This is a genomic window from Sphingobium scionense (genome assembly GCF_014197035.1).
Taxonomy (GTDB): Bacteria; Pseudomonadota; Alphaproteobacteria; order Sphingomonadales; family Sphingomonadaceae; genus Sphingobium; species Sphingobium scionense.
In genome coordinates this window covers 1-23,676 of sequence record NZ_JACIEU010000038.1, presented here as the reverse complement: position 1 = coordinate 23,676, position 23,676 = coordinate 1, and the positions used below count along the sequence as shown (strand labels likewise).

Below are 23,676 nucleotides of genomic sequence, written 5' to 3'. Positions count from 1 at the left end.
TGTCTGATGGTCAGTTCTGAAAGGCGATGTCGAGCGGCGGCAGGCCGGCGATGGTCGCCTGCACCGCCTGGCCGGGCGCGATCGGGCCGACACCGGCGGGGGTGCCGGTGAAGATCAGGTCGCCGGGCGCCAGTTCCACATAGGTGGAGAGATTGGCGATGATTTCGGGCACCGACCAGATCATGTCGGCAAGGTCGCCCGACTGGCGCGGGTCGCCATCGATGCTGAGCGCAATGGCGCCGCTGGCCGGCGGGGTGCCGGGGTGGATCGAGCCAATCGGCGCGGAGCGATCAAAGCCCTTGGCCATGTCCCAGGGACGACCGGCCTTCTTCGCGATCGCCTGCATGTCGCGGCGGGTGAGGTCGATGCCGACCGCCCAGCCATAGATCAGCGCCAGCGCATCCTCGACCGCGACATCCGTGCCGCCCGCGCCGAGCGCGACCACCAACTCTACCTCATGATGCAGATCCTGCGTGCGCGGGGGGAAAGGCAGCGATGCACCATTCTCGACCACCGCATCGGCCGGCTTGGTAAAGAAGAAGGGCGGCGCGCGATCGGGATCGCCGCCCATCTCGCGCGCATGTTCGGCATAATTCTGCCCGACGCAAAAGATGCGGCGGACGGGGAAGCGATCGGCGCTGCCGTCGATCGGCAGGGTCGGAACGGAGAGTCGGGGAAGATCGAGCATGGCCATCTCTTAGAGCCAGTTCGAAAAATCGCGAAAGAGCGATTTTTCGGTACGGTACCAGCCCACTCCCCCGCCCAACCACCCGATCCAGTGTCATCCTGTCGGGTGGTTGGGCGGGGGAGTGGGCTGGTACCGGCTTTCTCAAACGAACTCCTAGCCATGGTCGGTCGCCTTTCCCAAGAAATTCATGGTGTCGGATGACAAAGGGTCGCCGCTCTGGCATCGCCCGCTCACTTATCTTCAAGGAACGGATCAGGGCATGACCAGCATCGGGATTTTCGGCGCCGCCGGGCGCATGGGCCGCGCCATCGCGCAGGCCGCGACGGAGGCCGGGCTGACCGTGGCGGGCGGCACCGATCGCGACGGCAGCGGCGAACTGGCGCCGGGCGTCGCCATCACCAATGATCCGCTGGCGCTGGCGCAGGCGGCCGATGTACTGATCGACTTTTCCGTGCCAGCGGCGCTGGCCGCCAATCTCGACGCCTGCATCGCCGCGAACACACCGATCCTGATCGGCACGACGGGACTGGAGGGCGAGCATCATGCGCTGATCGACCAGGCGGCCACGCGCATCCCGGTGCTGCAGACCGGCAATACGTCGCTGGGCGTCAATCTGCTCGCCGCGCTGGTGGAGAAGGCCGCCGCCAGCCTGGGCGATGACTGGGACATCGAGATTGTCGAGATGCATCATCGCCACAAGGTCGACGCGCCTTCGGGCACCGCGCTGCTGCTGGGCGAAGCGGCGGCGAAGGGGCGCGGCATCGCGCTGGCCGAGCATAGCGAGCGCGGCCGCGACGGCATCACCGGCGCGCGGGCAAAGGGCGCGATCGGCTTTGCCGCGTTGCGTGGCGGATCGGTCGCGGGCGACCATCAGGTCATATTGGCGACCGAGGGAGAGCGGATCGAACTGGGCCACCGCGCCGAGAATCGCACCATCTTCGCGCGCGGCGCGATCAAGGGCGCCAGCTGGCTCGCCGGCCAGCCGGTCGGCCGCTATGACATGAAGGGCGTATTGGGGCTCTGATGCCATGAACAAGGACCAGATCTTCGACTTTTTCAGCCGCCTGGCAGAGGCCAATCCCGCGCCGGTGACGGAGCTGGAATATGGCAATGCCTATCAGTTGCTGGTCGCGGTCACCCTGTCGGCACAGGCCACCGATGTCGGCGTCAACAAGGCGACCCGCGCCCTGTTCCGCGAAGTCGAAACGCCCCAGCAGATGGTCGATCTGGGCGAGGATGCGCTGAAGCAGCACATCAAGACGATCGGCCTGTTCAATACCAAGGCGAAGAATGTCATCGCCCTGTCGGCAATATTGGTGCGCGATTTCGGCGGCGAGGTGCCGCAGGATCGTGACACGCTGACCACCCTGCCCGGCGTTGGCCGCAAGACCGCCAATGTCGTGCTCAACACCGCCTTCGGCCAGGAAACCTTCGCGGTCGACACCCATATCTTCCGCGTCGGCAACCGCACCGGCCTGGCGCCCGGCAAGACGGTGCTGGCGGTCGAGGACAAGCTGGAAAAGCGCGTGCCGCACCCCTTCCGCCGCGACGCCCATCACTGGCTGATCCTGCATGGCCGCTATGTCTGCAAGGCGCGCAAGCCGGAATGCTGGCGCTGCATCGTGTCGGACCTGTGCCGCTTCAAGCCCAAGACGCCGGAACCCGGTAGCGTCGCAAAAGCGGCCTGATCCATCCGGCAGGCGGTGCTAGGATGGAGACGGAAATCACCTCCGCGAATCGTCTTGTCAGCACGAAGGAGAGAGACAATGTCCATCCGCCCCATCCTCACCGCCGGCCTGCTGCTGGCTTGTAGCCTGACGCCTGCGTTCGCCAAGACCAGGGATAAGCCGGATCCCTATGTGCCCAGCGGCAATCCGGTCGACTGCATCACGATCAGCCAGATCCGTTCGAGCAGCGTCCGCGACGATCGCACCATCGATTTCGAGGTGAGCGGCAAGAAAATCTACCGCAACACCCTGCCCAACAGCTGCCCCAGCCTGGGCTTCGAGCGGCGCTTTTCCTATCGCACCAGCATGTCGCAGCTCTGTTCGGTCGACATCATCACCGTGCTGTTCAACGCCGGGCCCGGCCTGCAACCGGGCGCCAGCTGTGGCCTGGGCAAATTCCAGCCGATGGTGAAGGCGCCGAAATAAGATTTTGGAACAGGCCATTTTGTGGCTGGCGCGGTTCGAAGCCCTTTGCTAAGCGCCCTTTCTGACCAGCGTCATGCACCCATAGCTCAGCTGGATAGAGCGTTGCCCTCCGAAGGCGGGAGTCAAGCTGTTTTTAGGGCGCTGGATGGTAAGAATAAGGTTGTAATAACAAGGCTTTAGGTCGATTTTGACGGAAGCGGATTTTCGAGGCAAAAGTGCCGCGGAAGCACCACGGAAGCAGTCGGCAGATTGACGGTTTTCCAGCCCCCGCTTAGGGGGAACCGGATGCACTCGTAGCTCAGCTGGATAGAGCGCCGCCCTCCGAAGGCGGAGGCCACAGGTTCGAATCCTGTCGAGTGCGCCAATTTTCCCTTAAATAGCAACGTCTTATCGGCCATCGGCAATCGTGGTCATTCGAAGCGTCGGCTGGCCACGGAAGCACCTGGCGCTCAACTCCCCCCGATTCTCCTTGGTTTTGCGTGGTTTCTGTAGCTTCTTGCGGAAGCGCCTCTCCTACTGGACGGCGCCCTTCCGCATCGTTGCCGAATCGCGCGTATCAGGAACGCAGATCGGACCCGCGAGCCGACCATGATCGACGCATGGTCGCTAATAAGCAGATCCCGTGGGCGAGCTGCGCTTCAATGAAAGTTTCGAGACTTCAATCTGAGCGTGCCTTCATGGCGGTCCGCTCCGCGTGAGCCAGCCATGAGCGGTGGCCGATCGCGTGGGTCATCCGTTGCGCCAAATCGGGCGCCATCGTCGCGCCCACCGGGCTTCGGAAAGGCATCCCCCATTTCGCTGAGACCGGACAGCAAGGGCGTCAGATCGAACAGCTTCGCGCAAATGAGGTGGATCACATCGCCCTCGCGCTGGACGCGGCCCTGTATGCCAAGCATCGCCGAGGTCAGGACAATCCCCCGCTGCTTCTTGTACAGGTCCGGCCAGACCACGAGATTGGCGATGCCGGTCTCGTCTTCAATCGTGATGAAGGTGACATTCTTCGCCGAACCGGGCCGCTGGCGGACCAGCACTAGCCCGGCGGCGCGAACCGATCGGCCATCCCGGAGGCTGTTGGCCTCCGCGCAGGAGAGGAACCGCTGCTGAGCCAGGTCGGTGCGTAAGAACGCCACCGGATGCTGGCGCAGCGTCAAGCCGGTATGGCGATAATCCTCGACCACCTCGCGGCCCGCGGTCATCGCCTTCAGCCGCACGGCCTCCTCGACGATCTCAGCGGGCGGGCGCCCATCATCGCTCGCGCTCGCCGCGAACAGCGGCAACGGCTCATCGCGCAGCGCCTTGATCGCCCAGAGCGCCTCGCGCCGCGCCTGTCCGAACGCCGGACGGAACGCATCGGCTTCGGCCAGCTTCACCAGCGCGGCCGCCGGCACGCCCGCGCGGCGCCAGACCTCATCGATGTCGCCGAACGGCTGCCCGGCACGGGCCGCGACGATGGCGGCGGCATGGGCATTGGCGAGGCCGGAGACCCGGTTGAGCCCGAGCCGAACCGCGAAACGATGGTCGCTTGTCGGCTCGAGCGTGCAATCCCAGCGCGAGGCATTGACGCAGACCGGGCGCACCTCGACCCCGTGCTGCTGTGCATCGCGCACGATCTGCGCCGGTGCATAGAAGCCCATCGGCTGACTGTTGAGCAGCGCGGCGCAGAAGACATCGGGGTGCCAGCATTTGAGCCAGGCGCTGGCATAGGCGATCAGCGCGAAGCTGGCGGCATGGGATTCGGGGAACCCATAGCTGCCGAACCCTTCGAGCTGGCCGATGATCTTTTCGGCGAACTCCTCGGTATAGCCGCGCTCGATCATGCCGCTCATCAGCCGTTCGCGGAAATGGGCCACGCCGCCGGTATGCTTGAACGTCGCCATCGCGCGGCGCAGCTGGTCGGCCTCGGCCGCGCTGAACCCGGCGCAGACCATCGCGACCTGCATCGCCTGTTCCTGGAACAGCGGCACGCCGAGCGTCTTGCCCAGCACCTTCTCCAGTTCGGGCGTCGGGAAGTCGACCTTCTCCTGGCCCTCGCGTCGCCGCAGATAGGGATGGACCATGTCGCCCTGGATCGGTCCGGGCCGCACGATCGCCACCTGGATGACGAGGTCATAATAGGTCCGAGGCTTGATGCGGGGCAGCATCGCCATTTGCGCCCGGCTCTCGATCTGGAAAGTGCCGAGTGTGTCGGCCTTGCGGATCATCGCATAGGTGCGCGGATCTTCGGCCGGGATCGACGCCAGATCGAGATCGATGCCCTTATGTGCGCGCAGCAGGTCGAACCCGCGCCGCATGGCCGAGAGCATCCCGAGCGCCAGCACATCGACCTTCATCATCGAGAGCGCGTCGACATCGTCCTTGTCCCACTCGATAACCTGTCGATCCTCCATCGCCGCCGGTTCAATCGGCACCAGTTCGTCGAGTCGGTCCTCGGTCAGCACAAAGCCGCCGGGATGCTGGCTGAGATGACGCGGCGTCCCGATGAGCTGGCGGGCGAGATCGAGGGTCAGGCGAAGGCGGCGATCGTCGAGGTTGAGGTTCAGTTCCTCGGCGTGCTTCGGCTCCGCGCCCTCGGTCGACCAGCCCCAGATCTGTGACGACAGCAGCCCGATCATATCCTCGGGCAGGCCCATTGCCTTGCCGACGTCGCGCAGCGCGCCCTTGGCGCGGTAGCGGATCACGGTCGAGCAGAGCGCGGCGCGGCTCCGGCCATAGGTCTCATAGACCCACTGGATCACCTCCTCGCGGCGCTGATGCTCGAAATCGACATCGATGTCGGGCGGCTCGCGCCGTTCCTGGCTGACGAAGCGCTCGAACAGCAGATTGTTGCGCGAGGGGTCGATCGAGGTGATGCCGAGTACATAACAGACGGCACTATTGGCCGCGCTGCCACGCCCCTGACAGAGGATGCCCTGCGACCGCGCGAAGCGGACGATCGAATCCACCGTCAGGAAGTATGGGGCGTAGTCGAGGCTTTCGATCAGCCCCAGCTCGTGCCTCAGGGTGGCGGCGACCTCATCCGGCAAACCCTCGGGGTATCGCTCCTTGGCCCCTTCCCAGGTCCGCTTTTCCAGCGTCGCCTGCGCTGTCAGGCCGTCGTCGACCACTTCGTGCGGATATTGATAAGCCAGTTCCTCGAGGCTGAACCGGCAGCGAGCGGCCAGTTCGGCCGAGCGCGCGACGGCTTCGGGCCAGAGGCGGAACAGCCGGGCCATCTCCTCCGGTGGTTTGAGGTAGCGGTCGGCATGACGGTTCTTGGCGAACCCGACATCGTCGATCGTGCGGCCCTCGCGGATGCAGGTCATCACATCCTGAAGCATCCGGCGCTCGGGATGGTGGAACAGCACGTCGTTGGTAGCGACCGTCGGCACGCCCGCCTGCGCCGCCAAGTTGGCGAGATCGTGCAGCCGCAGGAAATCGCGCGGACGGCGGCGCAGGGTCAGCGCCATGTAGCAGCGGCCCGGAACGAGGGATGCAAGGCGGCGCAGGCGCATGGCGGTCACGTCGTCGGCGGCATCGGGCACGAGCATGGCGATCAGGCCATTGCCCCAGTCGGAAAGATCGTCCCAATGCAGCTCGCACTTCGCCTTGCCGGCTCGGGCCTTGCCGACCGAGAGCATCCGGCAGAGCCGGGCATAGGCCGACCGATCGGTCGGGTAGACGAGCATGTCCGTGCCATCGGCAAGAATCAGCCGGCACCCCACGATGAGCCGCACGCCAGTTGCTTTCGCCGCGACGTGTGCGCGGACGATCCCGGCAAGGCTGTTGCGGTCGGTGATCGCCAGCGCCTCGATCCCCAGCACCGCCGCGGTGGCGAACAGTTCCTCGGCGCTGCTCGCTCCCCGAAGGAAAGAGAAATGCGAGGCGCATTGGAGTTCGGCATAGCCGCTCATGCGAAGATGCCATGCAGATACCAGCGATGGTCGCCGGTGTTCGGATCTTCGCCATCGCCCCTGCGGAACAGCCAGAAGCGTTCGCCCGCTTCATCCTCGACCTGGAAATAATCCCGGACGACTGACAGCTCGCCATCGCGCACCCACCATTCCCCGAAGATGCGTTCGGGACCGTCGGCGCGCTTCACGCGGCGGCGCACGCCGCCCCAGGTAAAGCTGGCGGGCGGATGATCGGGCAGCAGCGCCATGGCTTCCACCGGCGCGGGCGGATCGAGCAGGCGCGACGGACGCGGCCAGTCGTTCGGCCAGGAGACGCCGATCGGCGCGGCAAGCGGTTCAATCCGCGCGACGCTGCGCTCGGGCACCTCGCTCTGGGTCGGCGCGCAGCGGTAGAGCCGGCCATGCGCTACACGGTTGGCGAGTGTATCGACCAGATCGGAGAGATCGGGCGTCGCCGGATCGATCAGGCTGGTGGCCGTGCTGCGATAGTCGAGCGGCTCGGCAATGCTGGCAGTCAGCGTCATCAGCTCGATCCCGAACCCTGGCGCTATGGTCTCGATCTTGTCGCAGAGCAGCCGGGTCATCCGCTTCACATCGCGCAGCGGCTTGGCAGTGCCCGCACGGATCGCCTCGATGCGATTGTCGACACGGGTAAACAGCAGGTCGAGCCGCCGCGCGCCGAGACCCTCCCGTTCCAGCTCCTCGCAGAGTTGGACCACCAGCTTGCCAGTATAGCGCGCCAGCGTCTCGGGCGCGCCGATCGGTTCGGCAAAGGCGCGGCGCACGCGGATCAGTTCGGGCGCTTCGACCAGTTCGAACGGTTCCCCGGTCCGGCCGTAGGCCTGATCGAGACGGCGGCCGACCTCGGGGCCGAACCGCAGGGTCAGCGGCGCGCGCGGCATCGCCGCAAGCTCGCCGACCGTGTCGACGCCGAGACGGCGCAGCGAATCGACCGTGGCCGCGTCGAGCCGCAAGGCCGCGATCGGCAGCGGCGCCAGCTGCGCGTCGAGATCGCCCGGTTCGACGATGATTAAGGGTGATCGGCTGAAGCGCGCCAGACCATGCGCGGCGCCATAGGTCGGCGCGATCGCGATGCGCGCGGCAATCCCGGTGTCGGCAAGGCGCTTCGCGAGATCGGCGACGAAACCCTCTTCACCGCCCAGCAGATGCGAGGCGCCGGCCATGTCGAGCCGGAGCCCGTCGGGCGGGTCCGCCGCGACGATCGGCGAATAACGCCGGAACGCCCAGATCGCGAGCCGTTCGAGCGCCGCCTCGTCGCCCGCCGGATCGGCATCGCGCACGTCGAGGCCCGCCACCAGCGCCTGCGCCTTGGCGACCGCCATGCCGGGCATAATCCCTTCCGCCCGCGCGGCGGCATTGAAGGCAAGGATCAGGCGCTTGCGGCCCTCGCGGCCGACCAGCGCCAGCGGGGTCTCAGGCGACGGCGCCGATGCGCCGAGTGTCCGTATCAGCCGGTCCGTTGGCCAGCTCGGCAGGAAGAGCGAGACGGCCCGCGTCATCGCAGGCCTCCAGCTCGAAGTCCGCGCAGTCGCCCGCGCGCGCCCGGATCAGTTCGACCAGCCAGCGCGCCCGGCTGACGCCGGGCACCGGCAACGGCGCGGACGGGAGCGCGGTAACGCGCCAGCGAGTGACGCTCGCGGTCGGCTGCCCGAAGTCGGCCGCTTCGGTCATGCGCCGCCAGCGCCGAATGGCGAGCGCGAACGTACCGGATTCTTCCGCACAGAGCTGCAAGCGGCGCGAGGCCACCATCGGCAGGCGGGTAAGCTCGCCCACCACGGCCGACAAGCCGCCATGGCGCAGCCCTTCCTCCATGCAGGCCAGCACCGCCTTTTCCTCGCCGACCTCGGCGAAGATCACGCGGTCGGGATGGAGGCCCGCCTGCGCCAACGACGGGGCGAAGAGATCGCGCCGGGTCATGCACCACAGCACCTGTCCCGATGTGCGCGCGGCAATGCCGGCCGCAAACAGTGCCGCGGCCGCGCCGTGGACGGCGCCGTTGCCGCCGCCGGCCACTTCGTGCAGCGCGCCCAGCGCCAGACCGCCGCCCGGCACCTTGCGGTCCACCGCCTCGATCCCGAACGGCAGCACGCCGCGCGCGCGCTTCCCGCCCGATTCGATGCGGGCGATCTGATCGCGGAGCGCGGAAATCTGTGCGTTGGCGGGCATGGGCGGCGAGTCGAAAACATCTGCGTTGCTCCAAATGTTCTCTAATTGTTCCTCCTTGCCGCGAGAGTCAATCTGATCGCCGTGTCCTGCGACCCTTCGCGCCGCGCACGATCATTCGATTTCAGCACAACGGGAAAGAAACGTCTTCTCGCTATCGCCGGAAACGAGAGGGGGAAGAATGTCCGACGAACTCGCTGACGCCCAGGCCTGGTATGATCGCGCACAGCACCACATCGCTGAGTATCGGTCGCTCGCCTATGGGGAGAATGACCGGACATGGCAGCTTCGCCGGGACAGGGCCGATGATGGCCGTCACATCTACTCGCTGCATTTCAATCGCGGACTGTTCCCGCAGTTGAAGCCGATCGCCTGCGAGGCCGCGAACGCCATGTTCCAGTCGCTCGACAACATCATCGCCACGGCCGCCCGGCAGGCCGGGGTGCCACGTTCCCCTCAGATCGCCTGGCCCTGGGCGCTTCAGCCCGATACCGACTCTAACTTGGCAGGCGCCGTGAAACCCGCGATCGACAGCCGCCTGCAGGACATGCGCAAACGCGGGATGCCCGAAGCCTGGCTGGATCTGGTCGCCGCAACCGTCGCCGAGCACGCGGCAGGCCTTGTCCACATTGATGTGGTCAAGGAAGTCTCTCTCAGCGGCAAGCATTGGGAACTGGTGCCGACGAAGGCGAACGCGGTCGCAATCGGTTGGCACCTACCGGGAAACGCCGCCCAGAGCTTCGCGGACATCCCGGCGGATCACTTCGAGACCGAAGATGTTTTCGTCTTTCATGAAGGCGACCCCATCGAGGTGAGTCAGTTTCAGATCGTCTCGGGAACGAAGCTCATCGCGCCGGGAAAGGCGCACCAGCTGGAGCCGATTTCTGCCTTCGGGTATACGTCGCGCTTTGTTGAGACGGCTCTCGCCAATGCAAGAGTGCTTCTGGCGACGTGACCTTGCCTATCGTTCACGCCGATGCTCGCTCATCCGGCGTAATCAGAAAACTGGCCATCCATTGCCGTTCTTCCGGTGACGGATCAAATGCAACGCCTTCGCCCATCGGCTTCCAGTAGCGGCAGTTCCCGATTTCATCATGGAACACCAGCTCGGCCGTCAGGAACAGCATCCACACATTGCCGCGCATCGAACTCACAATGAAGCTGAGGGCTTCATCATCCGGCGTATAGCGCCGGATCGGTTCGAACGCGGCATGAACCGGCCCGATATGAACGAACTGATTGCTCAACATGCCATAATACATGCCAAGCGGCTCCAGCACCTCCTTTGCCCATCCGACGCATTTTGTGGATTGCAGCGTGCCGGCGTGAAACTGTTCCAGAGCCGTGGGCCGGATCGCGATCGCGATCACCGTGGCGATCGTCTCGATCAATGACCGGGCAAGCATCCCATATTGGCGCCGGTAGCCATGCCGAGCGACCTCAATGCTCGCCAGATAGGTGCTCATCGCACTCGACAGCAGTCGGGACACCGTCGCCTTGTATCCATTGTCGTCCAAGCGCGGCAGATGCCGAACGCACAGGCCGGCTGCCAGTCCGAATACCGCGCTGCACGCCGCGATATCGTCCTTGGCCACCAGATCGAACGATCGCCGGATCTTGGGGCCGTCACGCCGCAATTGATTCTGGATCATGTCCTTGGTGGTGAACACGAAACGCTCGTTATCGGTGTCGATGTGGAGCGTCGCCACCTTGTCGCGCGGCGGGAATTTCGGTCTTGCGCCTCGGGTGTTGCGCCTGGATCGCCTGCTCATAGAAATACTGCGCTTCCGTCCGACTTGTCGCCCTTGGCGACGATAGTCAGCGCATGATCGGGTAATGGGCGCTGCAACGCCGCGACTTCATCCCAGGGTGCGTTGAGCCAGCTATCCCATTCCTCCTTTCTGGTTAGGATCACCGGCATCGCTTTGGGGTGATAGCGCCCTACCTCAGCGTTCGCCTCTGTGGTCAGGAAACCGAACAGATCGCAGCTTATCTCGCCTTCGGCCTTTTTCCGTACCGAGGTCCAGTGGGTCCAGATCCCTGCGAAGAATGCCAGCGGCCGATCCTCGCTCAGCGCGAACCAGACCGGCTTGCGGTCGCCGCCGGGTGACTGGTCTGGTTCGCTGAAGGAGGTGAACGGCACCAGACAGCGTGATTGAGAGCCGAGCCAGCGGCGCCAGTGCGGACTTTTCGTATTGCGGATGTTGGTCACACCCTTGTCGACCGATTTGCCTTCGAGCGCGAAGGCCGGCGATGGCATTCCCCATCGCGCCATCACCATTTCCCGACCACATTCCTGGTTGCGGACAATGGGCGCCGGGTAATCAGGATAGATCCCGGCCATCGCCGGCAGGTTGCCCGTGTGGTCGGCCATCACCTCGGCGAGTTCGCGAATCGCCGCCTGACCTTTGACCAGAGAGTAGAGGTTGCACATCCCGGCATCATGCCGCCGTTTCTGTGCGGGGCAATCGATAGTCTTGGTGTGGATTTGGCCGGGAGGGCTTGGGGGGAATGACTTCCCCTGACCGCAAGCCCGCGACGCGGTCTTTCGCTACCCCTTCGAGCGGGGGCATGCCGCCCCCGCAACGCCCCCGCGAGAGTGAGAGGAAAGCCGGATTTTCGTGACGGGTTGAGCGTCGCGAGAGAGGCTCGGGACCGACCCGTCGCGGAGATACGCGATGGCGCGCAAGTTCAAATCCCGGCCAGCAGTTCCTGACCGGCCGACCCTCTATCAGGACATCACCAACCAGATCATCGCCGAGCTGGAAGCCGGCCGCGTGCCCTGGGTGCAGCCCTGGGCCTCGGCCAAGGCCCCGCTCCAGATGCCGCACAACGCGTCGAGCAGCCGCTGCTATTCCGGGATCAACATTCTCATTCTTTGGCACGCGGTGGTCTCGCGGGGATTTTCGAGCAACGCCTTCCTGACCTTTCGCCAGGCGCTCGAACTCGGCGGCAATGTCTGCAAAGGCGCGACCGGCACCACTGTCGTCTATGCCCATCGCTTCACCCCGGGCGATGAACGGCGCCAGGCCGCCGAGGAAGGCCGCACGCCAGGCACGATACCGTTCCTGAAGCGCTTCACGGTGTTCAATCTGGACCAGTGCGAGGGGCTGCCTGACGCCTATACCGCCGCGATCCCACGACCCGATCCCGATCAGATCCTTCCCGAGGCGGAAGCCCTGATCAAAGCGACGGGCGCGGATTTCCGTATCGGCGGAGATCAGGCTTATTATGACGTGGCGAACGACCGGGTCTGCGTCCCGCCACCCTCGCGCTATTTCGATCCGATCAATTGGAATCGAACGGCTTTTCACGAACTCGGTCACTGGACGGGCAGCAAAGAGCGCCTCGACCGGGACCAGAGCGGCCGCTTCGGCTCGGAGACATATGGACGCGAGGAACTGGTCGCCGAGATGGCCGGCGCCTTCGTCTGCGCTGCGCTCGGCATCGAACCCACTGTCCGCCATTCCGACTATATCGGGGCATGGCTCGACATCATGCGCGCGGATGATCGCGCGATCGTTCGTGCCGCGAGCGCCGCATCGAAGGCGGCCGACTATCTGCTGGCCTTCCGCGATGCTCCCGGCATTGAGGCCCGAAGCGCTCCGACCGAACGGAGGGCGGCATGACCCTTCTGACCCCCGAGCTGCGCGCGCAGCTCATCGCCAATGCGGCCGACCCGCGCGGTGACCATCTTCCGGTCGCGAAATTCTTCAACCCCATGGGCGCGGGCGTGTGGCTTGCCACCATGCTCGAACCCGATGGCGATACGCTGCACGGCATCGCCGATCTCGACATGGATTACGTCGACTATGGCCTGTTCAGCCTGGCCGAACTGCAAGGCCTCGACGTCGGGCTCCAGCTCGGCGTCGAGCGCGACATCCTGTTCGAGACGACGGCGCCGATCTCGGTGTGGATTGATATCGCCGATATCGCCGGCGGCATCCGCGCAGCCGAGCGCATCATCGCCCGGCTCGAGCGGGAGGGCTGATCCATGCGCTTCCGCAAACGGCCCAGGCCCAAGCAGTATGAAGAAACGTCGCGCAAGCGCGCGGCGTTTCTCACCAAGCAGCGACGCGAGCGCGAGGCGCTGCCGCTGTTCGCCGACATAATCGCCGCCGGGCAGCACAGCGTCGAGGAGGAAATGGCGCGGCGTGCCGAATGGTGGCCCCGCCAGCAGCAGGACCGCCGTGATGAGCGAGCGGCCGTTTGGCGGAAGGCCCGCGCTCGGCTGTTCGCCTTGCCCGCCGAGCGACGCCGGGCGATCCGCGCTCTCTGGCGGGAATGTCCCTACCCGGCGGACCCCCATAGCTTCGCCGACTTCCTGCACCAGATCGAGGTGGGCAAGCTCGACATCGCGCGGCCGGGCTGGCGCTTCCACGCCCGTGTCCAGCCCCGGACAACATTGACCCCAACCACCTTCGCCGAAGCGTTCCGCCAGATCGGACGGCGCAAGCTCAGTCCGAGCGGCGTGCCTGGCGATGCCGACACGCTGCTGTTCTGCGGCAATCTCGGCAAGGGCATCCTGTTTGTCGATCGGTTTGTCGATCCGGGTGGGGAGCCCGCAGTCACCTTCGATGTGCGCGGGGTCTGCTCCAGCGACGATCTCGCGCTGATCGAGCGGCTCGCCCAGGCCGCGGAAGACCGGCCCGTCGCGGCGCGCCTGGTCGAACGACCTCTTCCCCGAACCGAAGACGGAGCACCGGCCGAGCCCCACCGGCTGCTGATCCTCGCCTGCTCGGCGACCAAGCGGCGCGATGTCGGCTGGATCGACGCGGTCGACCGCTATGACGGGCCGCTCTGGCAGACTGTCCGCGCGGTCTGCCCAGACCGGATGCGGATCAAGGTCGCGGTGCTCTCAGCCCGCTACGGCTTTCTCGATTCCCGCTCGCCGGTCGAGGATTATGACGCCCGCCTGACCCCGGACCTTGCCCAGCGCATGATCGCGGGCGGCATGAACCGACGTTGGCCGCGTCCGCCGTCGGCGCGCAAGCCCGACACCTATAGCGATTCTCCCGGTTGCCAGATCGCTTCGCTTTCAAACCATGGCACGCGGCCGTTCACCGACGTCGCGCTCGCCGGCGGGCATCTCTACATCGGGGTGATGCGGGCCTTCCTCGACGGTTTCCGCGACCTGCGCTGCGTCGCCCCCGACGCGCGGATCACCGAGATCAACGGCCCGATCGGTATCATGCGCCAACAGGTCCGGGGCTGGCTCGAGGAGCGCTGGCCGTGAGCGGGCGGCCGCCCGGCGCGGGGCATAATAACGGGCCGCCGCTCGACGATGACGATCCTCCGGCGACCATTCGGACATGCCGTTGGTGCCGGCACTGGTCGCCGCCGTCCGAGCGGGAGGAGCGCGACTATGAGTTTTTCCGGCTCGGCCTCTCGCGCCGCCGCGTGAAGCGGCCCAGCGGCGCCTGTGATCGGGTGCTTATGGCGCCCGGCAAACCGCTCGCCTTCTCGGCCACGGTCGCAGAGTTCTCCTGCCTCAACTTCGCGGCCAAGCCGTTGCCGCCTGTGGAGATACCCCGACGCGGCGGCTTCGTGACGATCTATGAGGGCGACAAGATCGTGTGGCGCGGCAATGCGGAGGATCTGCCCGAGGAATATCGCTGACCAATCTCGAAAGCGATTCCGGTCGGCGGGTTCAACCGACCTCTCCGTAATTCCGTAAATCCGTCGATACGCACCTCAGTGGATCATCAAATCCGCATGGGCCGCGCGGGACCGCCTGCCACCTCCCTCATGAGCCGAAACATAGAGTGAGAGGGAGGCTCTGGTTTTCGTGACGGGTTGGAGGCTGGGAGAGAGTCTTCCGGCCGCCCGTCATGGAGACGTGTCATGGCAAAAGCCCCATCGAAGATCACCCTCAACCAGTCCCAGAACATTCCGTTCGACAAGCTGGTCCTCTCGCAATCGAACATCCGCCGCGTGAAGCATGGCGTGACCATCGAGCATCTGGCCAATGATATCGAACGTCGCGGCCTTCTCACCGGCCTCAACGTCCGGCCTGTGCTCGACGAGGCCGGCGAGGAAACCGGCATGTTCGAAATCCCGGCTGGCGGCCGCCGCTACAGCGCGCTGGCGATCCTGGTGAAGCGCAAGCGGCTCGCCAAGGACGCGCCGGTTCCCTGCGTGGTCAAGGCCGCGAACGATCCAGTTCTGGCCGAAGAGGATTCGCTTGCCGAGAACAGCGAACGCGAACCGCTCCACCCGCTTGACGAGTTCCGGGCGATGAAGACCTTGTTCGACAAGGGCGAGCAGGAGGAAGCGATCGCCGCACACTTTCGCGTCACGCCCGCCGTTGTGCGCCAGCGCCTCAAGCTCGCCTCGGTCTCGCCCGCCTTGCACGAATGCTATGCCGAAGGCGACATGACTCTCGACCAGCTCATGGCGTTCACGGTCAGCGACGATCACCAGCGCCAGGAGGATTTGTGGGGTCAGCTCGCGGCCAGCAGCAACAAGTCGCCCTGGTTCATCAAGTCCAAGCTGCTGGAGGACAAGGTCGAGGTCTCGGACAAGCGCGTCCGCTTCATCGGGCTGGACGCCTATATCGCCGCCGGCGGCGCCGGTCCGATCCGTGACCTGTTCGAACCCGACGATGGCGGCTGGCTCTCCGATCCTGCGCTGCTCGATCGCCTGGTCGACGAGCAGCTGCGGGCGGAAGCCGATACGATCCTGGCCGAAGGCTGGAAGTGGGTCGAGGCGCTGGTCGATCTGCCCTATGGCTATGACGAGGACTGCCGCGCCATCGCCAGCCAGGTGCAGCCGCTGACCGAGGCGCAGGAAGCGCGGATCGTCGCCCTGCGGGCCGAGGCCGATGCGCTTGAGGCCGAGTGGGACGGCAAGCCCGATGTTCCGGAAGACGTGGAACTGCGTATCTCCGCCATCGACGCCGAGCTTGGCCTTCTCGCCCAGGGCAACCGGGTGTTCGATCCTGCCGAGATCGCCAATGCCGGCGTGTTCATCGGTCTGGAGGAAGACGGCACGCTCTATATCGACCGTGGCTATGTCCGCGCCGAGGATGAGCTGGAGCCTGACGATGCCGGCGAAGGTGGCGATGAAGCGTCCCATGCCGGATCGGATGACGCGTCCGATGAGATCGGCGGCGAGCCGGCCGATCCCGAGTCCAGCACGGCCCCGTCCAGGCCGGCTCCGAACGATGACGATGATGACGGTGAGGTCATCAAGCCGCTCCCGGACCGTCTCGTCGCCGAGCTGACCGCCGCCCGCACGCTGGCGCTTCAGGATGCCTTCGCGCAGTCGCCTTCGGTGGCCTTCGCCGCCGTGCTGCACGCGATGGTGCTGTCGGTCTTCTACGTGGGCCGCACCGAAAGCTGCATGGAGTTGGCGGTCCACCGTGTCTCCATGCCGTTCCAGGGCGCGGATCTGCGCAACAGTCCGTCGGCTGCATCCATCCAGGAACGGCACACCCGCTGGAAGGAGCGTCTCCCCCAATCCGACAAGGATGTCTGGGATGCGCTCCAGCAGCTCGACGGCGGCGAACAGGCCAGTCTGTTCGCCCATTGCGCCGCCTATTCGGTGAACGCGCAGTGGGAGCCGGTTCCCAAGCATGGCGGCGGCCGTGTCTCGGCGCACGGCGTCGCGCGCCGCATCGACCACGCCAACGTGCTGGCCCGCGCCGTGGGTCTCGACATGATCGGCGCAGGCTGGCGCCCGACCTTCGACAACTACCTCAACCGGGTCGCGAAGCCGCGCATCCTCGAGGCGGTGGCCGAGGCGAAGGGGCCGCAGACCGCCGGGCTGATCGACCATCTGAAGAAGGGCGACATGGCGCGTGAGGCCGAACGGCTGCTCGCCGATGCGGATTGGCTCCCCGAACCGCTGCGGACGCCGGTGATCGAGGAACCGCTGCCGCTCGACGCGGACGCCGATGCCTTGCCGGCGTTCCTCAACGAGGATGACACCTCCGATAAGCAGGAAGCTGCCAACGACCAGGAGGGCGACGACGAATACGATATCGCCGCCTGAATGCAGGTGCGGGACGGGTCGGCAGTCGCTGCCTCGTCCCGCATCGCCTTTTTCACCTCAACCCCATTCTCAGCCCGGCCACGCGCCGGGCTTTTTCATTTTCGGAGATCGACGATGACCAATCCACCTTTTGTTCCCGCCTTCGACATGACCGCCTTCCTCGCCCGCCAGGCGGAATTCGATAAACGAGCGAGCGAGATTTTTCCCGTCAATAAGGCTGCTGTCCTGTCTGTACTGGCACGAGCTGGCATCACCCTTGTCACCGTGCGGTTCGATGGCGGTGGCGACAGCGGTCAGATCGAAGAGATTGACGCGCGTTCCGGTGAAAGCAGCGCCGACCTGCCCGATACATCTGTCGAGATCGCCCGCTGTGAATTTCACGACGAGGAGGTCCGGCATGTAACGGTCCCGCTCCCGGAAGCGATCGAGGCGATGTGTTACGACCTCCTCGAAAGCAAGCACGGTGGCTGGGAGAATAATGAAGGCGGTTATGGTGAGTTCACCTTCGACGTGGCCGCCGGGACCATCGTCTTCGACTTCAACTATCGGATCGAACGATCCGAAAACCATTATCACGAACTATAGGGAGGCGATGATGGGCCATTGCTATCATCACGCGCTCTCGTCCGTGCGGAAATGGGGCGGCTCGGCCGAGGATTATCTGCCGCTGCATCAGTGGTTCGACGAGTCCAAGGCGATCACCGCCGATTTCCGCCATCGCGCGCTGCGCCATCATGCCGAGGGCATATTCATGCTCGAACGCTTTTACGGCGCGACCATCACCGTCTCATGCGGGCGGGTCGTTCCCGTCCGCTTGATCGGCGAACAACATGTCCTCGAAGATCTCGGCTTCATTCCGAGCTTCGCGGACTGGGTGCGCTGCATCCGGCCGCAGCCGTGGATGGGCCGCGCCCAGCCGATCCACAAGCTGGTGGACCCTTTCGCGATCGAAAGCCCGCCAGCGTCCTGATCTGTACCCCATCACCTTTCTCGAGAGCCCGGCCGCGCGCCGGGCTTTCGCGTTTTTGGAGACCCGATATGGCTGATTATTTCTGTTCCACGGTGGTTCAGCCCACCATTCCGCTGAGCGCGATGACGCCGCTCGAACGATTGATCCTCTCCGGCATCTTCAGCAGCGATGCGGATGGCGACGGCCTCTATTTCTATGCCGAACAGGGCGCCAACGATATGCCGGCCTATCCCGTCGATGAGGTCCGCGCGGCGCTCGCCTTGTCCGGCGATGTTGAAAGCGCCGCGGCAGACACGGTCCGGGCGGGCCTCGCTGAACTCGGTGATGATGACGCCTATCTTCAACTGGACTTGTCGGTTTCCGGCTGGGAGGTGTTTTTCCAGAGCATCGTCCGGCGGTCGCCCGCGCTTCCTTATGTCTCCGCCATGTCCGCCTGGACCTGCACGAAGATGCGGCCAGACGGTTTCGGCGGCATGGCCGTGCTGATCACAGCCGACGACATCATGGCACGCACGACCGAGTCGATGCTCGATGAAATGCTCGGTATCGCCGAATATGGGCCGCTCGGCGTTGAGCCGGGGCTCGGCTCGCATGTCCTCCTCCGCCTCTGCGAGGAGCATGTCCGCGCGACCGTGGAAGTGGTCTTCGAGACGGAAGCGCTGGATGGTCTCCAGATCGCCGATGTGAGCAACGCCGATATCCGTCAGGCATCCCTCGATGTGAAGGCGGCCAGCGACCTCTCCCATGAAGAAGGTGACGCCGCCTTCAAGGCCGCAACGCGAGCGATTTCTCTCGCGGCCGAGCGCAAACTCGCTGCCCGATGAACGGCGCAGGCCGGCGGGTTACAGCCGGCGATCAACGCCCGGGCGCTCTGCGCTCGGGTCTTTTCCTTCCAAACAATGGAGACTGACCCATGAAGATTTCCGACATCGAAACCGCCGGTCCGGAGACGCTTGCGCCCGTGTTGCTCACCGTCCTGCAGCGCCTCGGCCAATTGGGTCGCATCGGCGCTGTCGCGCTTGCGCGTCTTGTCGAAGAGCATGACGCAGACGTGGAAGAAGCCCTGGAGTGGCTGGCTGACATAGCCGCGGGGTCGCTGCGGGAGTGATTCGGTCTGCCGCCGGTCCCGTCTCCGGGCCGGCAGCCAGAGTGAGAGGGTGACGGGGAAGCGGGTGAGCCGGCCGGCTTGAGAGAGAGCGGTCGGCGGCTCGCTTCCTCGCTGCTCTCCCGGAGACCTCACATGACCGAAAGAACTGGCGACGCCCCTGTTGCGGGCGCGACCTCCATCATTCTCGATGGCGCTGCGGTTCACGCCACAGCGCCTCTCGGGGCCGTCCTGCGCTACTTCGATGGCGCGCCGCAGCCGCCGGCCCGGCACACGCGCAAGTCACGGGACTGGCAGACGCGCAACAGCACCGGCCGCCTCGTGGAAAAATCGCCGTCGGCGGCTATGGGCGGCAGAACCTACCCGGCAAGCTTCGTGCTCCACGAGGGCACCTTCATGTCCGGCATCACGCCGGTCCTTGTCGCGCGTCGTCACTATATGGTCACGACGGACCTTCGCTTCGAAGTCCTCGAATTGCCGCAGCCGGGCGTGGTGCGGGTTCTCACCCGTTGGAACGGTAAGGACGAGCTTAAGCATCTTGCCGCCAATATGGCGGACGCCGAAAGCTGGGCGTCCCGGAACCGCTATTCCAATCTCGTCCTTCAGCTTGTCGAGGATGAACCCGTCATCTCGACCCTCAGGAGGGCGGCATGAGCCCGGCGCCTTCGGTTCCGGCCACCTATGGCCGCACCGCCGACGCGCTGGGCTTTCACGACCATATCGCTGAGCTGGTCCAGCACAGGGAGGAATTGCTGCGGCTTGATCGCAAACGCGGTAACGGAAAGGTCGCGACGCCTTGGGGCCAATCCCAGTCCAGCGAGATATACGCCGATGGAGTGGTCTTCCATTCCACCGCCAGCCATGGCGGCTTCAAGCTCGATCGCGCGCATAACGCGAGGATGCCCGCAGCCATAAGGGTTGCCGGTGGCTGGTATGAAGAAGATGCCGAATGGGCGAAGGTCGCGACGGGCTTCCCCGATCTCTTCACGGCCTATGAACGGCGTCACGCTGAGAAGACCCTGCGTGACTATTACCCAAATTGCTGGGAAACGATCCACGACCGTTTCCTGGCGCCCGGTGAATCCGTCGAGAATGATCGGCGGCTTTTTGCTGAGAAACACCGGCACGATTGGGTGGTCGTGTCGGCGATCCGTTCCAGAGATAATCCGGGCATCACCGATTGTATCGCCCGGCTCGGCGGGCGCCGGGATGAAGGTCGTGAACGGCGCTTCCAAGTTCCATCCGACGAATATGTCGCCGGGCGCTTCGGGTTCATAATCGACGAGGCTCGGCACTTGGAAGTCTGATTGATGTGGGCGGCTCCGTCTTGGAGTCGCCCATTTTTTTGCCTGCCGCCCAGAGTCGGTCTTGCTCCCGGTTCCTACAGAAGCCTCGTTACCGTCCCGAGAGCCGTTCCTCCTTCGGCCAAACGGCGATCCAGAGTGCAAAGCGTTGCCCCTCGCTCCGCTGCAATTGCGAGGTGCAGCGCATCACCGGCACGCAGGTTCAGCGAAAACTGATCGGAGAACAGCGCCGCGTTACGGAAATTGGCGGAAGCCACCGGCATGATCGTCAGGCTTTCGCTGCAAAGTCGATGGAACTGGCTCAGCACCTCGGCGCGTTGGGACGCATCGAGCTGGCCGGTTCGAACTTTGATCGACAATGCCGAAGACATCTCCGTCACGACCCAGTCGCTGATGATCAGCTCCTCGGGGTCTTGCCCCGCCAGCCACTCCTGAATCTCCGCCGTGCGGTCCTCATTCGTCAGAGCCGCGATCAGCAAAGACGTGTCGAGATAGAGCATCAGTAGCGATCACCATCGCGCATGGCGCGCGTGAACGTGTCCGCGCCTTCGCTTTGGGCCGGAAGGGAATCGGTCAGTCGGCGCAGCCGTGCGGCATCGATCGCCTTGCGCGGCCGTTTTGCGGCCTCAAGGCGGGCCACAGGCTTCCCACGGCGCAGGATATCGATCGTGTCGCCAGCAGCAGCGCGATCGACCAGTTCACTCAAATGGGCTTTGGCGTCCGCCAGGTTGATACCGTCCATGACTCGCTCCTGACTAGGTAGTTGGTCACATATAAGGTTTTACGGCAACAACGGCAACGCCGCATCCAGAACACCGGTCGGTGCGGGTGCCATCGTGATTGCCGAGCGAGAGGAAGAGATAGGCCCGGGACGGGGTGAGCCTGGCGGGTTTGAGAGAGAGGGTCCGCCGGCTCCTGCCCCTCGACCTCTCCCGGAGCATTCCCGATGACCATGAACCGTTCCACGGCGCTCGCTGCCGTGCCGCTTGGCGCTGCCCGCCATTTCACCGGCACCGCCGAGAAGCTGCTGGCCGCCGCCCAGCTTATCCTGCCCCATCTCGAAGCAGGCCGCGCCGTCGACGCCCAGGCGCTACGCGGCGCGATGGAAACCGCGTTTGGCGGCTCCGACGCCGAAGGGCTGTGGGACTGGAAATCGGCCTATGACGCCTGCGAGGCCGCGCAGATACTGTTCCTGCGGAAATACGGAAACACGATCTTCCTCAAATACGCCGATCCGCAAGCCCGGCTCGCGGCGATCGAGAAGATAGTCGGGCTGATGCCCACCCATACGCGCCGGTCGGAAACCTCCCAGGCGCTCCAGCAATTCTCGACACCCGCGGGCCTCGCCTATGTCGCCGGCGTCGCCGCTGGCTTCCAGCCCGGCGAGCGGATGCTCGAACCCTCGGCGGGCACCGGCCTGCTCGCGATCCAGGCGGAGATCGCAGGCGCGCGCCTGATGCTGAACGAGCTGGCCGAAACCCGCGCCGCGCTGCTCGATCTGCTATTCCCGCAGGTCGGCGTCACCGCGCACGACGCCGCCCATGTTCACGACTATCTCGATCCCGCTGCCGTGCCCAACGTGGTGGTGATGAACCCGCCCTTCTCGGCGATCGCCCATGTCGAGGCGCGCATGAAGGATGCGGCGCTGCGCCATATCGGCTCGGCGCTGGCGCGCTTGCAGCCCGACGGCCGCCTCGTCGTCATCACCGGCGCCTCCTGCGCGCCGGACAATCCCGCCTTCACCGATGCGTTCGTCGCGCTCCAGGAACGCGGCCGCGTCCTGTTTTCCGCAGCGATCGACGGGCAGGTCTATCGCAAGCATGGCACCACGATCGACACGCGGCTGACCGTGATCGACCGCACACCCGCCGACGATCCGCGCCACTTTCCTGCCGCTCCCGGCGTTGCGCCCGATACCGCGACCCTGCTCGGCTGGGTGCTGGCTCAGGTCCCGCCGCGCTTGCCCGCGCCCGATACGCCGCCGCCCAGCGCGCCGCTCGCCGTGCAGGCGATGGCTGCTCGGCCGGTACGCCCCGCCGCAACCGCCCGGCCTATCGCGCCGACGCCTGTGATCGAGGGCGTCGAGCTGGCCTATACGCCGTGCGTTGAAGCTGTGCCGGATCATGGCAATCTGACCGATGCGATCTACGAGCCCTATGCGCTTCAGTCGATCCGCATTCCCGGCGCCAAACCGCATCCCACCCCGCTGGTCCAGTCGGCGTCGATGGCATCGGTCCCGCCGCCGGTTCCGAGCTACCGGCCCTCGCTCCCGGCGCATCTGGTCGGTGACGGCGTTCTTTCCGATGCCCAGCTCGAATCCATCATCCTCGCGGGCGAAGCGCATGGCGAGCATCTCGCGGGCGCGTGGACCGTCGACAAGACCTGGGACGTCGTCACCGCGGCGCCGGACGATGTGGAGACCGCCGTCCGCTTCCGGCGGGGCTGGATGCTGGGCGACGGCACCGGCGCGGGCAAGGGCCGCCAGGTCGCGGGCATCATCCTCGATAACTGGCTGAAGGGGCGTCGCCGCGCGGTCTGGGTCAGCCGGTCGGAGACTTTGCACCAGGACGCGATGCGCGACTGGGAGGCGCTCGGCCAGGAGCGCCTGCTGTTGACGCCGTTCTCGCGCTACCGACAGGGCACGCCGATCACGCTCGATGAGGGCATTCTGTTCGTCACCTATGCGACGCTGCGCTCGCAGGAACGGGCTGAGAAGGCGAGCCGTGTCCAGCAGATCGTCGACTGGCTCGGCTCCGATTTCGACGGCGTAATCGTGTTTGACGAATCCCACGCAATGGCCAATGCCGCCGGCGGCAAGAGCGAACGCGGCGACCAGGCGCCGTCGCAGCAGGGCCGGGCTGGGCTCCGGCTCCAGCATGCGCTGCCGGACGCGCGCATCGTCTATGTCTCGGCGACGGGCGCGACGACCGTGCAGAATCTCGCCTATGCCCAGCGCCTGGGCCTGTGGGGCGGCGAGGATTTCCCGTTCTCGACACGCGGCGAGTTCATCGGCGCGGTCGAGAATGGCGGGGTCGCGGCGATGGAAGTGCTGGCCCGCGACCTGAAGGCGCTTGGTCTTTACTCGGCCCGGTCGCTCAGTTTCGACGGCGTCGAGTATGAGATGCTCGAGCACGCGCTGACCGCGCCCCAGATCGCGATCTATGACGCCTATGCCGGGGCGTTTCAGATCATCCATAGCAATCTCGACGCGGCCATGCGTGCCGCCGGCAGCAACCTGAACAGCCAGGCGAAGTCCGCCGCGCGGAGCGCCTTCGAATCCGCGAAACAGCGGTTAGGTCCCCGTGCTACAACTGTATTGTTTGGTTCAACGCAGTGTCGTCGCAGGGCGGCAGCGCCAGCGCGGAGATTTCAAGCTTGCGCAGCGCT

24 protein-coding genes and 1 tRNA gene are annotated in these 23,676 nt (G+C 65.3%); 17 read left to right on the top strand and 8 right to left on the bottom strand.

What is annotated here, in order from left to right; all coding sequences use genetic code 11:
- Nucleotides 1–10: 10 nt before the first annotated feature.
- On the bottom strand, nt 11–694 hold the full coding sequence (locus tag GGQ90_RS25820; RefSeq protein ID WP_188084347.1) for a fumarylacetoacetate hydrolase family protein: 684 nt from the start codon (nt 692–694) through the stop codon (nt 11–13).
- Nucleotides 695–947: 253 nt separating this feature from the next.
- Here GGQ90_RS25820 and dapB point away from each other — a divergent pair, with 253 nt between their 5' ends.
- The 4 genes from dapB (at nt 948) to GGQ90_RS25800 (ending at nt 3,205) form a co-directional block, all read left to right on the top strand.
- Entirely contained in the window at nt 948–1,712 is a 765-nt protein-coding gene (gene dapB, locus GGQ90_RS25815) for a 4-hydroxy-tetrahydrodipicolinate reductase (protein ID WP_188084346.1), read from the top strand.
- Between the two features lie 4 nt (nt 1,713–1,716).
- Nucleotides 1,717–2,376 carry an endonuclease III gene (nth, locus tag GGQ90_RS25810; RefSeq protein WP_188084345.1) on the top strand — a complete coding sequence of 220 codons (660 nt, stop codon included), beginning with the start codon at nt 1,717–1,719 and terminating at the stop codon, nt 2,374–2,376.
- A gap of 78 nt (nt 2,377–2,454) precedes the next feature.
- Nucleotides 2,455–2,841, top strand: a complete 387-nt coding sequence (locus GGQ90_RS25805) for a hypothetical protein (RefSeq protein ID WP_188084344.1) — start codon at nt 2,455–2,457, stop codon at nt 2,839–2,841.
- A gap of 287 nt (nt 2,842–3,128) precedes the next feature.
- Nucleotides 3,129–3,205, top strand: a tRNA-Arg gene (locus GGQ90_RS25800).
- A 274-nt stretch (nt 3,206–3,479) separates the two neighbouring features.
- On the opposite strand, the gene GGQ90_RS25795 is transcribed toward GGQ90_RS25800, so the two are convergent.
- Genes GGQ90_RS25795 through GGQ90_RS25785 form a run of 3 tightly spaced genes read right to left on the bottom strand, consistent with a single transcriptional unit; the run spans nt 3,480 to nt 8,918 of the window.
- The gene (locus GGQ90_RS25795) at nt 3,480–6,731 is read right to left on the bottom strand and encodes an error-prone DNA polymerase (RefSeq protein WP_188084343.1); all 3,252 of its coding nucleotides are present in this window, start codon (nt 6,729–6,731) and stop codon (nt 3,480–3,482) included.
- Entirely contained in the window at nt 6,728–8,251 is a 1,524-nt protein-coding gene (locus tag GGQ90_RS25790) for a Y-family DNA polymerase (RefSeq protein WP_188084342.1), read from the bottom strand. The genes GGQ90_RS25795 and GGQ90_RS25790 overlap by 4 nt, the downstream gene beginning before the upstream one ends.
- On the bottom strand, nt 8,166–8,918 hold the full coding sequence (locus GGQ90_RS25785) for an ImuA family protein (protein WP_015460481.1): 753 nt from the start codon (nt 8,916–8,918) through the stop codon (nt 8,166–8,168). Before GGQ90_RS25785 ends, GGQ90_RS25790 begins: the two co-directional genes overlap by 86 nt.
- Before the next feature lie 178 nt (nt 8,919–9,096).
- On the opposite strand from GGQ90_RS25785, the gene GGQ90_RS25780 reads away from it, so the two are divergent.
- On the top strand, nt 9,097–9,870 hold the full coding sequence (locus tag GGQ90_RS25780) for a hypothetical protein (RefSeq protein WP_188084341.1): 774 nt from the start codon (nt 9,097–9,099) through the stop codon (nt 9,868–9,870).
- Between the two features lie 13 nt (nt 9,871–9,883).
- Here the strand turns inward: GGQ90_RS25780 and GGQ90_RS25775 are convergent, their stop codons facing one another.
- Together GGQ90_RS25775 and GGQ90_RS25770 are read right to left on the bottom strand one after the other, a co-directional pair.
- Complete coding sequence (locus GGQ90_RS25775; RefSeq protein ID WP_188084340.1) at nt 9,884–10,510, bottom strand: hypothetical protein; 627 nt, start codon at nt 10,508–10,510, stop codon at nt 9,884–9,886.
- A gap of 173 nt (nt 10,511–10,683) precedes the next feature.
- A complete protein-coding gene (locus tag GGQ90_RS25770; protein ID WP_015460478.1) occupies nt 10,684–11,349 on the bottom strand; it encodes an SOS response-associated peptidase in 666 nt (221 codons plus the stop codon).
- Between the two features lie 244 nt (nt 11,350–11,593).
- Here GGQ90_RS25770 and GGQ90_RS25765 point away from each other — a divergent pair, with 244 nt between their 5' ends.
- The 11 genes from GGQ90_RS25765 to GGQ90_RS25715 all read left to right on the top strand — a co-directional run bounded on the left by GGQ90_RS25765 (nt 11,594) and on the right by GGQ90_RS25715 (nt 20,292).
- Complete coding sequence (locus tag GGQ90_RS25765) at nt 11,594–12,544, top strand: ArdC family protein (protein ID WP_188084339.1); 951 nt, start codon at nt 11,594–11,596, stop codon at nt 12,542–12,544.
- Nucleotides 12,541–12,906 (top strand): DUF2958 domain-containing protein, encoded by a 366-nt coding sequence (locus GGQ90_RS25760; protein ID WP_015460475.1) that lies wholly within the window; start codon nt 12,541–12,543, stop codon nt 12,904–12,906. Before GGQ90_RS25765 ends, GGQ90_RS25760 begins: the two co-directional genes overlap by 4 nt.
- Nucleotides 12,907–12,909: 3 nt before the next feature.
- Entirely contained in the window at nt 12,910–14,151 is a 1,242-nt protein-coding gene (locus GGQ90_RS25755; RefSeq protein ID WP_015460474.1) for a hypothetical protein, read from the top strand.
- On the top strand, nt 14,148–14,534 hold the full coding sequence (locus GGQ90_RS25750; protein ID WP_015460473.1) for a hypothetical protein: 387 nt from the start codon (nt 14,148–14,150) through the stop codon (nt 14,532–14,534). Before GGQ90_RS25755 ends, GGQ90_RS25750 begins: the two co-directional genes overlap by 4 nt.
- Before the next feature lie 225 nt (nt 14,535–14,759).
- Nucleotides 14,760–16,910, top strand: coding sequence for a ParB N-terminal domain-containing protein (locus GGQ90_RS25745; RefSeq protein WP_015460472.1), 2,151 nt, complete (start codon nt 14,760–14,762; stop codon nt 16,908–16,910).
- Nucleotides 16,911–17,024: 114 nt separating this feature from the next.
- Nucleotides 17,025–17,495, top strand: coding sequence for a DUF6878 family protein (locus GGQ90_RS25740; RefSeq protein ID WP_015460471.1), 471 nt, complete (start codon nt 17,025–17,027; stop codon nt 17,493–17,495).
- A 10-nt stretch (nt 17,496–17,505) separates the two neighbouring features.
- Entirely contained in the window at nt 17,506–17,880 is a 375-nt protein-coding gene (locus tag GGQ90_RS25735; protein WP_015460470.1) for a DUF6915 family protein, read from the top strand.
- A complete protein-coding gene (locus GGQ90_RS25730; RefSeq protein WP_223178456.1) occupies nt 17,808–18,704 on the top strand; it encodes a hypothetical protein in 897 nt (298 codons plus the stop codon). Before GGQ90_RS25735 ends, GGQ90_RS25730 begins: the two co-directional genes overlap by 73 nt.
- An 89-nt stretch (nt 18,705–18,793) precedes the next feature.
- Nucleotides 18,794–18,988 carry a hypothetical protein gene (locus GGQ90_RS25725; RefSeq protein ID WP_015460468.1) on the top strand — a complete coding sequence of 65 codons (195 nt, stop codon included), beginning with the start codon at nt 18,794–18,796 and terminating at the stop codon, nt 18,986–18,988.
- A gap of 132 nt (nt 18,989–19,120) precedes the next feature.
- Complete coding sequence (locus GGQ90_RS25720; protein ID WP_015460467.1) at nt 19,121–19,639, top strand: hypothetical protein; 519 nt, start codon at nt 19,121–19,123, stop codon at nt 19,637–19,639.
- A complete protein-coding gene (locus GGQ90_RS25715) occupies nt 19,636–20,292 on the top strand; it encodes a DUF7007 domain-containing protein (RefSeq protein ID WP_015460466.1) in 657 nt (218 codons plus the stop codon). The genes GGQ90_RS25720 and GGQ90_RS25715 overlap by 4 nt, the downstream gene beginning before the upstream one ends.
- A 74-nt stretch (nt 20,293–20,366) precedes the next feature.
- On the opposite strand, the gene GGQ90_RS25710 is transcribed toward GGQ90_RS25715, so the two are convergent.
- Nucleotides 20,367–20,789: a type II toxin-antitoxin system VapC family toxin gene (locus tag GGQ90_RS25710; RefSeq protein ID WP_015460465.1), complete on the bottom strand. Its 423-nt coding sequence runs from the start codon at nt 20,787–20,789 to the stop codon at nt 20,367–20,369.
- On the bottom strand, nt 20,789–21,031 hold the full coding sequence (locus GGQ90_RS25705) for a type II toxin-antitoxin system Phd/YefM family antitoxin (RefSeq protein ID WP_015460464.1): 243 nt from the start codon (nt 21,029–21,031) through the stop codon (nt 20,789–20,791). The genes GGQ90_RS25710 and GGQ90_RS25705 overlap by 1 nt, the downstream gene beginning before the upstream one ends.
- 204 nt (nt 21,032–21,235) lie before the next feature.
- Between GGQ90_RS25705 and GGQ90_RS25700 the strand changes: the two genes are divergently transcribed.
- On the top strand, nt 21,236–23,676 hold a 2,441-nt coding region (locus GGQ90_RS25700), incomplete at its 3' end, for a strawberry notch-like NTP hydrolase domain-containing protein (RefSeq protein ID WP_188084338.1).